14 protein-coding genes and 2 pseudogenes are annotated in these 12,760 nt (G+C 67.3%); 14 read left to right on the forward strand and 2 right to left on the reverse strand.

Features of this window, described 5'->3' with window-relative positions; genetic code table 11:
• Positions 1–11: 11 nt before the first annotated feature.
• Together ACRAWC_RS21670 and ACRAWC_RS21675 are read left to right on the forward strand one after the other, a co-directional pair.
• Positions 12–365, forward strand: coding sequence for an ArsR/SmtB family transcription factor (locus tag ACRAWC_RS21670; protein WP_175337876.1), 354 nt, complete (start codon positions 12–14; stop codon positions 363–365).
• The gene (locus tag ACRAWC_RS21675) at positions 362–1,042 is read left to right on the forward strand and encodes a hypothetical protein (RefSeq protein ID WP_175337877.1); all 681 of its coding nucleotides are present in this window, start codon (positions 362–364) and stop codon (positions 1,040–1,042) included. Before ACRAWC_RS21670 ends, ACRAWC_RS21675 begins: the two co-directional genes overlap by 4 nt.
• Here ACRAWC_RS21675 and ACRAWC_RS21680 read toward each other — a convergent pair.
• Entirely contained in the window at positions 1,039–1,704 is a 666-nt protein-coding gene (locus ACRAWC_RS21680; RefSeq protein ID WP_175338009.1) for a MarR family transcriptional regulator, read from the reverse strand. The two genes, ACRAWC_RS21675 and ACRAWC_RS21680, sit on opposite strands and share 4 nt — an antisense overlap.
• A gap of 38 nt (positions 1,705–1,742) precedes the next feature.
• On the opposite strand from ACRAWC_RS21680, the gene ACRAWC_RS21685 reads away from it, so the two are divergent.
• From ACRAWC_RS21685 to ACRAWC_RS21740, 12 genes and pseudogenes are all read left to right on the forward strand, one after another.
• Entirely contained in the window at positions 1,743–2,480 is a 738-nt protein-coding gene (locus ACRAWC_RS21685) for an aquaporin (RefSeq protein WP_217499016.1), read from the forward strand.
• Between the two features lie 13 nt (positions 2,481–2,493).
• Positions 2,494–3,879 carry an FAD-dependent oxidoreductase gene (locus ACRAWC_RS21690; RefSeq protein WP_175337879.1) on the forward strand — a complete coding sequence of 462 codons (1,386 nt, stop codon included), beginning with the start codon at positions 2,494–2,496 and terminating at the stop codon, positions 3,877–3,879.
• Entirely contained in the window at positions 3,876–4,295 is a 420-nt protein-coding gene (locus tag ACRAWC_RS21695; RefSeq protein ID WP_431349620.1) for a low molecular weight phosphatase family protein, read from the forward strand. Before ACRAWC_RS21690 ends, ACRAWC_RS21695 begins: the two co-directional genes overlap by 4 nt.
• Positions 4,296–4,320: 25 nt before the next feature.
• Positions 4,321–4,801: pseudogene (locus ACRAWC_RS21700) on the forward strand (N-acetyltransferase family protein); the annotation flags it as partial.
• Between the two features lie 187 nt (positions 4,802–4,988).
• A complete protein-coding gene (locus tag ACRAWC_RS21705; protein ID WP_431350003.1) occupies positions 4,989–5,399 on the forward strand; it encodes a hypothetical protein in 411 nt (136 codons plus the stop codon).
• Between the two features lie 36 nt (positions 5,400–5,435).
• Positions 5,436–5,897 carry a hypothetical protein gene (locus ACRAWC_RS21710; protein ID WP_431349621.1) on the forward strand — a complete coding sequence of 154 codons (462 nt, stop codon included), beginning with the start codon at positions 5,436–5,438 and terminating at the stop codon, positions 5,895–5,897.
• Between the two features lie 269 nt (positions 5,898–6,166).
• A complete protein-coding gene (locus ACRAWC_RS21715) occupies positions 6,167–6,670 on the forward strand; it encodes a hypothetical protein (RefSeq protein WP_175337884.1) in 504 nt (167 codons plus the stop codon).
• 367 nt (positions 6,671–7,037) lie between these two features.
• Positions 7,038–7,247 (forward strand): heavy-metal-associated domain-containing protein, encoded by a 210-nt coding sequence (locus tag ACRAWC_RS21720; RefSeq protein ID WP_175337885.1) that lies wholly within the window; start codon positions 7,038–7,040, stop codon positions 7,245–7,247.
• Between the two features lie 35 nt (positions 7,248–7,282).
• A pseudogene (locus tag ACRAWC_RS21725) lies at positions 7,283–9,550 on the forward strand (heavy metal translocating P-type ATPase).
• Between the two features lie 52 nt (positions 9,551–9,602).
• Positions 9,603–9,866: a YHS domain-containing protein gene (locus ACRAWC_RS21730; protein WP_175337887.1), complete on the forward strand. Its 264-nt coding sequence runs from the start codon at positions 9,603–9,605 to the stop codon at positions 9,864–9,866.
• Positions 9,867–9,922: 56 nt separating this feature from the next.
• Positions 9,923–12,103: a heavy metal translocating P-type ATPase gene (locus ACRAWC_RS21735; protein WP_175337888.1), complete on the forward strand. Its 2,181-nt coding sequence runs from the start codon at positions 9,923–9,925 to the stop codon at positions 12,101–12,103.
• A gap of 17 nt (positions 12,104–12,120) precedes the next feature.
• Positions 12,121–12,438: a metal-sensitive transcriptional regulator gene (locus ACRAWC_RS21740; protein ID WP_175337889.1), complete on the forward strand. Its 318-nt coding sequence runs from the start codon at positions 12,121–12,123 to the stop codon at positions 12,436–12,438.
• A 14-nt stretch (positions 12,439–12,452) separates the two neighbouring features.
• Here the strand turns inward: ACRAWC_RS21740 and ACRAWC_RS21745 are convergent, their stop codons facing one another.
• Positions 12,453–12,704 carry an SHOCT domain-containing protein gene (locus ACRAWC_RS21745; protein WP_258045885.1) on the reverse strand — a complete coding sequence of 84 codons (252 nt, stop codon included), beginning with the start codon at positions 12,702–12,704 and terminating at the stop codon, positions 12,453–12,455.
• Positions 12,705–12,760: the final 56 nt, after the last annotated feature.

Raw genomic sequence — 12,760 nt, forward strand, 5'->3', positions numbered from 1 at the left:
ACACTAACAGCATGGCCGTTCTCGAAGCACTCCCGATCACACCCGTGAATGCCTGCTGCACTCCCGTGACGAGCGAGACCCTCTCGCTCGACGAGGCGGAGTCGATGGCCACGGCGTTCAAGGCGCTCGGCGACCCCACCCGGCTCCGCCTGCTCTCGATCGTGGCCAACTCCGAGGGCCAGGAGGCGTGCGTGTGCGACCTGACCGAACCGGTCGGGCTCAGCCAGCCGACGGTGTCGCATCACCTTAAGCTTCTGCTGGACGCGGGCTACATCACCCGATCGAAGCGCGGCACCTGGTCGTACTACAAGCTGGTCCCGGGAAGCCTGGAGCGCGTGTCGAAGGTGCTCACGACGGCACTGTGACCGAGCTCGCCCAGCCGCCTGTCGCAACGAGGCAGCCATCGCGCTGGAGTCTCGCCGCACTGTCGGCCGGCCAGATCCTGAACTGGGGGATCCTCTACTACGCCCCGGTCGTAGAGCATCGGGTGTCTACCGTGGTCCGAACCCGTCGGTTCTGGGTGCTGGTGGGCACGATGTCGCTGATCACCACCAGCCTGTATGCGGTGACCCTCGCGATCATTCCGCTCTTCACGGAGAAGGGCATGAGCTACGGCGTCGCCGCGCTGGCCCTGGGGTTGGTGGGCGCCGGACAGGTGATCGGCCGGTTGCTGTTCTACCTGACCCCTCACCGCTCGAAGCCGTCGCTGCCGATCGCGGTCATCGCTCTCGGGTCGACCGTTGGGCTGCTCGGGCTTGCCCTGATCCCTGGCCCGGTGTGGCTGCTGATTCTCGTCGCGATCCTGGTCGGCGCGATACGCGGCGCTCACACACTGGTTCAGGCGTCCGCTGTCGCCGACCGTTGGGGAGTCCACAACTACGGGTCGATCAACGGTGTCTTCGCCGCCCCGATCACTGTGCTGACGGCGCTCGCACCGGCGCTCGGGCCCCTTATCGCCAACAGCGTCGGCAGCTACGCGGGGATGGCCGCGCTCATGGCCGGCGTGGCCTTGGCAGCGTTGGCTCTCTCGCGGGCGACCTAGCTCGGCGTCAAATGCGCTGCGAGGGAGTCGATCCTGCGCGCGATCTCCTGGAAGGCCGACTCGAACGCCTGCGCACTGCCGTCTAACACCGGGTCCGGAATCGACCAGTGCGCACCTCCCAGCCCCAGCTCCTCGTGTGCGCGGTCGCAGACGGTCACCACATAGTCGCCGTCCGCGATGACGTCCGCATAGAGCTTCGGCCGACCGATCAACGCCACGCCGTGGTGCGCCGCCACCTGAACGGCGCCCTCTGCGACGCGTGCCGCCGGATGCGTACCGGCCGAGACGGCCGGGACCGTGCTGGTGCGCGACCAGAGCGCCTCCGCCAGTTGCGAGCGTGCCGAGTTCGCAGTGCAGACGAAGACGACGCGGTGCGCTGCGGCATCGGCCGACGGCCCCAGCGCCGCGAGCGCGGCCGGCCGGAGGCGCACGTACGTTCTCCGGCGATCTCCCTCCGAGCGCTCGCGCACGATGATCCCTTGACGCTCCAGGACCGCGAGATGGTGCGCTAGCAGATTGGTCGACACCCCGAGCTCCGCGACGAGCTCTCCCGGTGTCAAGTCGCCGATCACGAGGAGGTCCAGGACCCGCAGGCGCAACGGATCGGCGAGGGCCGCGTGCAACGCAGCCCGCTCCTCCAAGGGATTTCGCCCACTGTTCATTGCCTCAATCTTGACTGAGGTAACTTGCACCGGTCAAGATGAACGCGATGAATACGCGCCTCCTCTCCCGACTGCTCGCTGAATTCCTGGGAACCGGACTCCTCGTCACGGTCGTCGTCGGCTCCGGGATCGCCGCCAGCCGCCTCTCCCACGACACCGGCCTGCAGCTGCTCGAGAACAGCATCGCCACCGCCCTCGGCCTCGCCGTGCTGATCCTCCTGTTCGGCTCCGTCTCCGGAGCCCACTTCAACCCGGTCGTCTCACTGGTCGACTGGATCGGCGGCCGATCCGCCCGCAACGGACTGACCCTCGCCGAGGCGGGGGCATACATCCTCGCGCAGGTCCTCGGCGCCATCGGCGGAGCCCTGCTCGCCAACGCGATGTTCGAGCTGCCCACGCACGTTGCCACCACCGAGCGGGTCACTGCCGGGACGCTCCTCGGCGAAGTCGTCGCGACGGCCGGGCTCATCATGCTGATTCTCGCGCTCGCCCGAACCGGACGCAGCGCCGCTGCCGCCCCCGCGATCGGCGCCTACATCGGCGCCGCCTACTGGTTCACCAGCTCCACCTCGTTCGCGAACCCCGCCGTCACCATCGGCCGGATCTTCTCCGACTCGTTCGCCGGCATCGCCCCGGCGTCCGTCCTCCCCTTCATCGCCGCCCAACTCGTCGGCGCCGCCATCGGCGTCGCACTCACCCTGGCGCTGTTCCGCTCCGAGAAGGTGCTGGCCCAGGCCGCGGCGGACGTCGTCATCCCGCAGACCACCGATCGCTGAACGGAACCGTCCCATGCATCTCGTCGCCATCGGCGGCAGCGACGCCGGAATCTCCGCCGCGCTGCGCGCCCGCGAACTCGACCCGGCGACCGACGTCACCGTCGTCGTCGCCGACGAATACCCCAACTTCTCCATCTGCGGCATCCCGTACTACTTCTCCGGTGACGTGCGCCCCTGGCAGTCGCTCGCCCACCGGACCCACGCCGACCTCGAAGCCACCGGAATGTCGCTGAGGCTCAACACGCTCGCCACCAACATCGACGTCGCCGGTCAACGATTGAACGTCCGGGCGGCGGACGGAACCGAGTCCGTGATCGGGTACGACGAGCTGATCGTCGGCACCGGCGCGCTCCCCTCGCACGCGGGCATCACCGGACTCGACCAGCTCACCCCCGCCGATGGGCTGCACGTCATCCACTCGATGGGCGATACCTTCGCCCTGGACCGTGACCTTGAAGCACGCGACCCGCGCACCGCGATCATCATCGGCGCCGGCTACGTCGGCCTCGAGATGGCCGAAGGATTCACCGCGCGCGGCATCGACGTCACCGTTCTCCAGCGCGGACCCGAAGTCCTCTCCACGCTCGACCCGGAACTCGGGTCCTCCGTCCGCGAGGAACTGACCAGCCACGGCGTGCACGTGCGCACCCGCACCGTGGTTCGCTCGGTTGAGAAGGACACTGACGGTCTCCTCGTCCGCGCCGACCAGGATGGCCAAGCCGTCGACCTGCGAGCCGACATCGTGCTCGCTGTTGTCGGTGTCCGCCCGAACACTCAGCTCCTGGAATCCGCCGGAGCCACCCTCGGCGCCGGCCGCGCGGTCATAGTCGACGAGCACATGTGCACCGGACTCCCCCACGTCTACGGTGCCGGCGACGGGGTCGTCACCCACCACCGGCTGCTCGGGGTCACCTACCTCCCGCTCGGGACGACCGCGCACAAGCAGGGACGCGTGGCCGGGGAGAACGCCCTGGGCGGCGACGCCCGCTTCGCCGGCTCCGTCGGAACCCAAGTCGTCAAGGTCTTCGACCTCGTCGCAGCGCGAACCGGCCTTCGCGACCACGAAGCACGCGCCGCCGGCTTCCAGAGCGTCACCACCCAGACCACCGCCGACGACCACAAGCGCTACTACCCGGGCGCCCAGCCGATCAGCATCCGCATCACCGGGGACGCCGAAGACGGACGCCTCCTCGGCGCTCAACTCGTCGGCCGCCTCGGCACCGAGACAGCCAAACGCGTCGACACCTACGCGACGGCGCTCTTCGCCGGGCTGACCGTCCAGCAGATCAGCGACCTCGACCTCTCCTACACGCCGCCACTCGGCTCACCGTGGGACGCCGTCCAGGCGGCGACCCAAGCCTGGACCCGAGCCACCATCGAAACCGAGATCACGGTATGAACGACGCCCCCACCGTCCTCTTCCTCTGCACCCACAACGCCGGCCGCTCGCAGCTCGGATCCCACCTCTTCCGCCACGTCGCCGGCGACCGCGCCCACGCCACCAGCGCCGGCACGGCGCCCGCTGACGGGCCAAGCCAGCCCGTGGTTCAGGCTCTCGCCGAGCTCGGCATCGACAGCTCCGGCGCGCAGCCCCGAGCGGTGACGGCCGACGACCTCGCGACCGCCGACATCGTCGTGGCCATGAAGCCTGGGCTCCAGCTTCCCGGCCCCGTGGCGGGCCAGTTCGTCCAATGGGCGTTCCCCGACCCGGCGAGCTGGGACCTCGACGGCGTGCGGGAGCTCCGGGACACGATCCTGGTGCAGGTCGAAGAACTAGTGGGAGTGGGTCGCGCCCGCACAAGAATGATTCAGTGACCACACTGGAAGACTCGACAGGCAAATGATCATCCGACCACTCACGCAGACCGACTGGCCCGAGGTCGAGCGGATCTATTCCGAGGGCATCGCGACCGGAAACGCCACATTCGAGTCCACGCCTCCGTCGTGGGATCGCTTCGACGCGGGCAAGCTGCACGTCGGTCGACTGGTCGCGGTCGATGAAGGCGGCCTCGCCGGCTGGGCAGCCGTGTCCCCGGTCTCCTCACGCGAGGTCTACCAGGGCGTCGTCGAACACCTCCGTCTATGTTGCTGACCGCGCGCGCGGCCGCGGACTGGGACGGCTGCTCCTGAACGAGCTGATCAGCGCGTGCGACAACGCGGGCATCTGGACGATCCAGTCGAGCATCTTCCGCGAGAACACGGCCAGCCTCCGTCTCCACGAGCACGCCGGTTTCCGAGTCGTCGGCCATCGCGAACGCATCGCCCGGATGACCTACGGGCCGTGGGTGGGGCAATGGCGCGACACCATCCTTATCGAGCGCGGCGACGGGAACAGTAGTCCGCACCCCTGGCGCGGCGCTACCCTGGGCGCACCGGAGGGAGGCCCCCTCATGCGCACGGAACCTCTGCTCGGACTGGACGTTGCCTCGCTCTCCGCCGTCTTCCTGGTCCTGCTCGGAATCCACGTCGCGGCGGCTCTGGTCGCCATCGTGGAGCGGACTCGTTGCCATGTTCAGCCGAAAGGGCTCCGGCCGACATGTCGTCAGCGGCCGGTTCTACTTCGGAGCGATCCTGATCGTCTTCGCTTCCGCGTGCGCGATGTCCGCCTTCCGGTGGCCCGCCGACCTACCGCTCGTTGCTCCCGGTGCTGTCGCGGCCGTCGCGGCCACCTACGGGTTCATCTACCGTCGGCTCCACCGACCCGGCGACGCTCCACACATCATCGCCATGGGAGTCTCTTACGTCGCCATGCTGACCGCGTTCTACGTCGACAACGGACCTCACCTGCCGATCTGGCAGCTCCTCCCGTCCTGGCTGTTCTGGTTCCTGCCGGCGATCATCGGGACACCCCTTATCATGCGTGCGGTACTGCGCCACCGTCGGATGCGATCGGAGCGGGCGGCTGCGCGGACACCATAACTTTAGCTAGCGGGTGGCTGCGAAAAAGGGCCCTGGATGGCACCGGACAACCACCGCGGTGAGCCTGTCTACGGCGGAATGATCCGATGCGGTCGCGGCGGCTCCCATGGCGTGAACGGCGAACGCCGCGAGATCGTCTGCTGGTATGTCGGTGCGTGCGCGCCCGGCGCGGGCATCCTCATCAATGAGTTCACGCACCATGTCAGTCAGTTCGAGCTCGGCCGGCGAGATCCGCTCCGGAAGGTGCAGGACACCATCATCCCCATGTTGGTGTCGACGCAGCCGCGCGTACGCCTGCAGCGCTTCGCTCAGGCGGGATTCGGCTGGACTATCGTGCGCAATGCTGCGCAGCTGTTGGAGGTGACGCCCTATCTCTCGCTCCTGCCAGCCGGCCACCGCGGCGGCCACATCGGGTACGTACTTGTACAGCGTGGCGCGCCCTACTCCGCTGGCCTCTGCCAGGGCGGTCATCGTCAGACCGGTGATCCCTCCCGATGAACCAGCCTCCCCGTCGCGTCGAGGATCGAATCGAGCACGGCCGAACGGTGCTCTTCGATCGTCTCGCTCCACAGCTTCGGCATGATTCCACTATAGCCGTTTGGGAGACGCTTTGACGTTTACGCGACGTTCTGTATAGATAAAGGCGTGACAGACAACAGGAACAGGCCCCCGCGCTGGGTGCTCGTCGTATCCGCAACGATCGTTCTGGCGATAGCCGTACTTCTCGTCCTGCATCTCACCGGTAACGGCATGGCGCGGATGCACGGATGACGTCGCCGCGAGCTCGAACGGCGATCGTCGCGTGGCACGTGGGGCTGTCGATCGGCTGGGTCGGCGCAGTCGCTGCCTTCGCCACCATCGCAACACTCGGCTGGACGACCGCCGAAGAGGATCTCTGGGCAGGAATCTATGCGGCGCTTCGGGCGACCATATGGTTCGTGATCGTTCCTCTCGCGGGTGCCAGCCTGATAAGCGGTATCTTCGTCTCGCTCATCACCCGCTGGGGATTGACGCGTCACTATTGGGTCCTGTTGAAGCTGATCCTGACTGTTGTCGCTACCGCCGCCCTCGCACTGCACGCACACGTCTCCGACATCGCCGCGCACGCGGCGGTGACAACCGGACGAGATTTCGCGGCCGCTCGCGTCCAACTTGTCGTCGACAGCGTCGCAGGGCTGATCGTGCTCTGCGCGATCGCGCTCCTGAGCTTTATCAAACCCCGAGGGATCACGCCCTGGGCCGCGCGAGAACGAGTCCTGCAGCGAAGTTGATGCTCCGCAATTACCTCGGTCGATAGATCGATGTCGCTCTCGATGCGGCTCAACTCAGCCGCACGGGCAGTCAATCGACGTCGTCACGATCCAATTGGGACAACAGTGCGCAGGAGCCGACCGTGGGGGCGTGCGCGGAATGAGCCGCCATGAGAATGCGCGTGGGCGTGCGCCATCGAACCTCCGATCGGGGGTGGGTGGCCGCGCCACTGTAGTACGGCGATCTCGAACGACAGAGAAGAGCCGCTGCGAAAACCACCATGTTGCGCGACGACGGACATCCAGGGTTGCAGAAATACCACCTAGGGGTATCATTTTCCAAGACAGCGATACCCTCCGAGGGTATCCCAGCAATCATGGAGGACTGATGGAAACGATCGAGTACCAGGTGACCGGAATGACCTGCGAGCACTGCGAGCGGGCAGTGTCCACCGAGGTGGCCCAGGTCGCCGGCGTCGAGAACGTGAAGGTGTCCGCGTCCGACGGCGTTCTGCATGTCACCGCCGCGACCGGCGTGGACGACACCGCCGTACTCGCCGCGGTCGACGAGGCCGGCTACGCCGCCGTCCGGAAGTAGGAACCGCACCGCCGTCCGAACCTGAGGAGCACCACATGACAGCATCTCCCTCGCCCGCAGCAAGCAGCGCCACCCTCGAGCTCGAGGTCGGCGGAATGACCTGCGCGTCGTGCGCAATGCGGATCGAGAAGAAGCTGAACCGTCTGGACGGCGTCACCGCGACCGTGAACTACGCGACCGAAAAGGCACGAGTGTCCCTGCCGGACGGCATGGATGTGGCCACCGTGATCGCCGAAGTCGAGAAGACGGGTTACACAGCCGCGCTCCCGGCTGTCGAACTCGAAAGCGAGCCGGCGGACGCCGACCCGGAACTCACTGGACTTCGCAACCGGCTCATCGGCAGCGTCGCGCTGTCCGTTCCGGTCATCGCATTGGCGATGATCCCGCCGCTGCAGTTCACGTACTGGCAGTGGCTCTCGCTCACGCTGGCGGCACCGGTCGTGGCGTGGGGAGCGTGGCCGTTCCACAAAGCAGCGTTCATCAACGCCCGCCATGGAGCGGCCACGATGGACACCCTGGTGTCGATCGGAACCCTGGCCGCATTCGTCTGGTCGCTCTACGCCCTCTTCTTCGGAACGGCGGGGATGCCCGGGATGACTCACGGGTTCAGCTTCACGGTGACCGCCTCGGACGGAGCTGGCAACATCTATCTCGAGGTCGCCGCTGGAGTCACCACCTTCGTGCTCGCCGGCCGCTATTTCGAGAAGCGATCGAAGCGGCAGGCCGGCGCAGCCCTGCGGGCGCTCCTTGAACTCGGCGCCAAGGATGTGGCAGTGATCCGCGACGGCCTGGAGGTGCGCATCCCAATCGAGACGCTGCGCACCGATGACGAGTTCGTGGTCCGGCCCGGCGAGAAGATCGCCACCGACGGGATCGTGGTCGACGGTTCGAGTGCGATCGACATGTCGCTGCTCACAGGCGAATCCGTGCCCGTCGAGGTCACGGCCGGTGACGCCGTTGCCGGTGCCACGGTGAACTCCGGCGGCCGCCTCCTGGTGCGCGCCACCCGGGTCGGCAGCGACACGCAACTCGCGCAGATGGCCAAGCTCGTCGAGGACGCCCAGTCCGGCAAAGCAGCGGTGCAGCGTCTCGCCGATCGCATCTCCGGCATCTTCGTCCCGATCGTTCTGGGCATCGCCGTAGTCACCCTGGCGGCCTGGATACTCACCGGTCACCCGACCGCTGCGGCTTTCACGGCCGCCGTGGCGGTACTGATCATCGCCTGCCCCTGCGCGCTCGGACTCGCCACCCCGACGGCGCTCCTGGTCGGAACCGGACGTGGAGCGCAACTCGGCATCCTGATCAAGGGACCCGAAGTGCTGGAGTCCACCCGCACCGTCGACACCATCGTCCTGGACAAGACCGGCACGGTCACCGCCGGGAAGATGACACTGCTCCAGGTCATCACCGCGCCCGACGTCGAGGAGTCCACACTGCTCCGGATAGCCGGCGCCGTTGAAGCTGCTTCCGAGCACCCGATCGCCTGAGCCGTCGCCGCCGCGGCCATCGAGCGCGTCGGCACCCTCTCCACTCCTGAATCCTTCGTGAACATCGAAGGCCGCGGCGTACAGGGCGTTGTGGACGGACACCTGGCGCTCGTGGGCCGCCAGTCGCTGCTGGAGGACTGGTCCATCGTCCTCGATGACAGGCTCGCAACCGCCAAGAACTCTGCTGAAACTGCCGGACAGACCGTGGTCTGCGTCGCATGGGACGGGAAAACGCGAGGGCTGCTCGTCGTCGCGGACGCGATCAAGCCGACCAGCCGAGAAGCGGTGGCCGCGTTCAAGCAGCTCGGACTCACCCCGATCCTGCTCACCGGAGACAACGCGACCGTCGCTCGGGAGGTTGCTCGCGCGGTGGGCATCGAGACCGTGCTCGCCGAGGTTCTCCCCCAAGACAAGGCCGATACCGTGCGCCGGCTTCAGACCGAAGGCAAGACGGTGGCGATGGTCGGCGACGGGGTCAACGACGCCGCAGCCTTAGCGACCGCCGACCTGGGACTGGCGATGGGAACCGGTACGGATGCCGCCATCGAAGCTGCTGACATCACGCTCGTCCGCGGTGACCTCCGGGCTGTCGCCGATGCCGTCCGGTTGGCCCGGCGAACGCTGGGCACGATCAAGACGAATCTGTTCTGGGCATTCGCCTACAACGTTGCGGCGATCCCGCTGGCAGCGTTCGGCCTGCTCAATCCGATGATCGCCGGAGCGGCAATGGCATTCTCCAGCGTGTTCGTCGTGAGCAACAGCCTCCGCCTGCGCGGCTTCCGCTCCAAGACCACCACGACCCGAACGGCCGCCTGAACGCCGGCGACCGTGCTCGAAACCGCATGACCACTCACGAAAAGGACACATCATGAGCGACAGCTGCTGCAACACCAGCACCACCAGCGACCACCACCACGCCGCCACCATGCCGACGGGAAGCACCAACCTCCTCGGCGGGACGGGCGCCGACGATCTCACCGAGTGCGTCGTGATGAAGGGCAGCACCGTCAGCAAGGCGAAGGCAGAGGCACAAGGCCTCTACCGCGACTACAACGGCGAGCGGTACTGGTTCTGCTGTGCCGGCTGCGCACCCCGTTTCGACGCCGACCCCACGGCATACATCACCGCATAACCGCCACCGCCCGGTACAGGCGGCCAGCAGCACATCACCCAGGTGAAGGGCTAAGCATGAACGACCACACCGAGCACGACGGGCGCGACCACCGCGCCCACTCCACCTCGACCGAGACCGCCGAGAACCACGAGGCCCACGACGTGGGCGAGCACGCCGGACACGACATGGCCGGACACGCCGGTCACGGCGGAATGGGTGGGCACGCCGGCCACGGCGACCATGTCGGCCAGTTCCGTCGTCTGTTCTGGATCATGCTCATCATCGCCGTCCCCGTCGTCGGCTTCTCCTCGATGTTCGCGATGATCCTGGGGTACCCGCTGCCGGACGCCGCCTGGGTGGCGTGGATCTCGCCGATCCTCGGAACGGTCATGTACGTCTGGGGCGGTCGCCCATTCCTCACTGGCGCCGTCGGTGAACTGCGGGCGCTCAAACCCGGCATGATGCTGCTGATCGCGTTGGCGATCACGGTCGCGTTCCTGGCGTCCTGGGGTGCGAGCCTGGGGATCCTGGATCACGAACTCGACTTCTGGTGGGAGCTCGCCCTCCTCATCGTGATCATGCTGCTGGGCCACTGGATCGAGATGCGGTCACTGGCACAGACCACCTCCGCCCTCGACTCACTGGCAGCGCTGCTGCCCGACGAGGCCGAACGCGTCGAGGGTGACAGCACGGTGCAGGTCGCCCCCGCCGACCTCGGGGTCGGCGACGTCGTCGTCGTCCGCCCCGGTGGCCGCATCCCCGCCGACGGACGCGTCGTTTCCGGCTCGGCGAGCATGGACGAGTCGATGATCACCGGCGAATCCAGCACCGTGCGCCGCGACGTCGGAGACGCCGTCGTCGCGGGCACCGTCGCAACCGACTCCGGTCTGCGCGTTGAAATCACCGCGGTCGGCGACGACACCGCGCTCGCCGGTATCCAACGCCTGGTCAGCGACGCCCAGAATTCCTCGTCCCGCGCCCAGCGGATCGCCGACACCGCCGCCGGGTGGCTGTTCTGGTTCGCCCTCGGCGCGGCGATCATCACCGCGGTCGTCTGGACCCTGCTCGGCCTGCCGGATGAGGCCGTCGTGCGCACCATCACGGTTCTGGTCATCGCCTGCCCGCACGCCCTCGGTCTGGCCATCCCGCTCGTCGTCGCCATCTCGACCGAACGCGCCGCCCGCGGCGGAGTGCTCATCAAGGATCGGCTCGCCCTGGAGAGCATGCGCACCATCGACACGGTGCTGTTCGATAAGACCGGCACCCTGACCAAGGGCGAACCCAGCGTCACCGCGATCGAGACCACCGACGGCACCACCTCCGATCGACTGCTGGCACTGGCCGCCGCCGCCGAGGCGGACTCCGAGCACCCGCTGGCACGGGCCATCGTCAACGCCGCAGCCGCTCGCCATGTGACCGTCGGCGCAGCCGCAGGTTTCGAATCCTCCCCCGCGGTCGGAGTGTCGGCCACGGTCGACGGCCACCACGTCCAGGTCGGCGGCCCGAACCTGCTGCACGAAGCCGGAGTGGACGAACTCCGGATCGCCGACGCCTGGCGAGAGGACGGCGCCATCATCCTGCACGTCCTGGTCGACGGACAGGTGGCCGGTGCGCTCAAACTTGCCGACGAGATCCGCGAGGAGTCCCGGCAAGCGGTTGACGCCCTCCACGCTCAGAACGCGCAGGTCGTGATGATCACCGGCGACGCAGACGCCGTAGCCAGATCGGTCGCCAACGAACTCGGCATCGACCGGTACTTCGCCGGAGTGCGGCCAGAGGACAAGTCCGCGAAGGTCAAGGAGCTCCAGGCGGAGGGACGCAAGGTGGCGATGGTCGGCGACGGCGTCAACGACGCCCCCGCTCTTGCCCAGGCCGACGTCGGAATCGCCATCGGCGCCGGCACCGACGTCGCGATCGCCTCCGCAGGAGTGATCCTCGCCAGCGACGACCCGCGCTCCGTGCTGTCGGTCATCGAACTCTCCCGCGCAAGCTACCGCAAGATGAAGCAGAACCTGTGGTGGGCAGCCGGGTACAACCTCATCTCCGTGCCGCTTGCCGCCGGCGTGCTCGCACCAATCGGGTTCGTCCTGCCGATGTCGGTCGGCGCGATCCTCATGTCGTTGTCCACGATCGTCGTCGCCCTGAACGCTCAGCTGCTGCGCCGGCTCGACCTGCGACCAGAGACCAGCGCCCGCGTTGCCCTCGACCGAAATCGCACCCAGCCGGCGACGCCGGCACCCGCATCCCGAACCTGACCGCCCTTGGAGCCTTAATGAACGACACCACGACCACCGCCGAGCACGAACACCAGCACGGCTACATCACCGACAAAGCCGGATACATGCGGCGCCTCAGCCGGATCGAAGGGCAAGCCCGCGGAATCGCGCGAATGGTCGATGAAGAGCAGTACTGCATCGACATCCTCACCCAGATCTCCGCCCTGACCTCCGCACTCAAGAGCGTCGCCCTCGGCCTCGTCGACGACCACCTGAAACACTGCGTCACCGACGCCGTGCTACTGGGCGGGGACGAAGGCCAGGCCAAGATCCAGGAAGCCAGCGACGCCATCGCCCGACTCGTGCGTTCGTGACGGGTCCCGTGGGCTCAGCTTCCAGAACGACCCAACTCGTCCCGACGCCTGGCGTACTCGTCGTGGTCGATCTCGCCTCGGGCGTACCGTTCATCGAGAATGTCCCGAGGCGACGGACGCCCTGGCTGAACCGCACCACTACCGGCGGACGGACCACGCCGGCTAAGAGTGACCACCAGCACGATCACAACCGCGATGATCAGCAACGGCACAATCAGCCAAATGATCCACCACGCCCCCATGCCGCCCATCATCCACCCGTACACGTCCGCCTCCTCAAACGATTTCTCCATTCAGCTTGGACGCGAATGTGGAGACGGAT

Source organism: Leifsonia sp. L25 (assembly GCF_050632895.1).

Excerpts from the sequence above, each read along its gene's own strand:
- ACRAWC_RS21730 (WP_175337887.1), top strand. The coding sequence starts at position 9,603 with ATGAGCGACAGCTGCTGCAACACCAGCACCACCAGCGACCACCACCAC.
- ACRAWC_RS21680 (WP_175338009.1), bottom strand. The coding sequence starts at position 1,704 with ATGAACAGTGGGCGAAATCCCTTGGAGGAGCGGGCTGCGTTGCACGCG.
- ACRAWC_RS21735 (WP_175337888.1), top strand. The coding sequence starts at position 9,923 with ATGAACGACCACACCGAGCACGACGGGCGCGACCACCGCGCCCACTCC.
- ACRAWC_RS21705 (WP_431350003.1), top strand. The coding sequence starts at position 4,989 with ATGTTCAGCCGAAAGGGCTCCGGCCGACATGTCGTCAGCGGCCGGTTC.
- ACRAWC_RS21670 (WP_175337876.1), top strand. The coding sequence starts at position 12 with ATGGCCGTTCTCGAAGCACTCCCGATCACACCCGTGAATGCCTGCTGC.
- ACRAWC_RS21710 (WP_431349621.1), top strand. The coding sequence starts at position 5,436 with ATGGCACCGGACAACCACCGCGGTGAGCCTGTCTACGGCGGAATGATC.
- ACRAWC_RS21695 (WP_431349620.1), top strand. The coding sequence starts at position 3,876 with ATGAACGACGCCCCCACCGTCCTCTTCCTCTGCACCCACAACGCCGGC.
- ACRAWC_RS21690 (WP_175337879.1), top strand. The coding sequence starts at position 2,494 with ATGCATCTCGTCGCCATCGGCGGCAGCGACGCCGGAATCTCCGCCGCG.
- ACRAWC_RS21740 (WP_175337889.1), top strand. The coding sequence starts at position 12,121 with ATGAACGACACCACGACCACCGCCGAGCACGAACACCAGCACGGCTAC.
- ACRAWC_RS21720 (WP_175337885.1), top strand. The coding sequence starts at position 7,038 with ATGGAAACGATCGAGTACCAGGTGACCGGAATGACCTGCGAGCACTGC.
- ACRAWC_RS21685 (WP_217499016.1), top strand. The coding sequence starts at position 1,743 with ATGAACGCGATGAATACGCGCCTCCTCTCCCGACTGCTCGCTGAATTC.
- ACRAWC_RS21715 (WP_175337884.1), top strand. The coding sequence starts at position 6,167 with ATGACGTCGCCGCGAGCTCGAACGGCGATCGTCGCGTGGCACGTGGGG.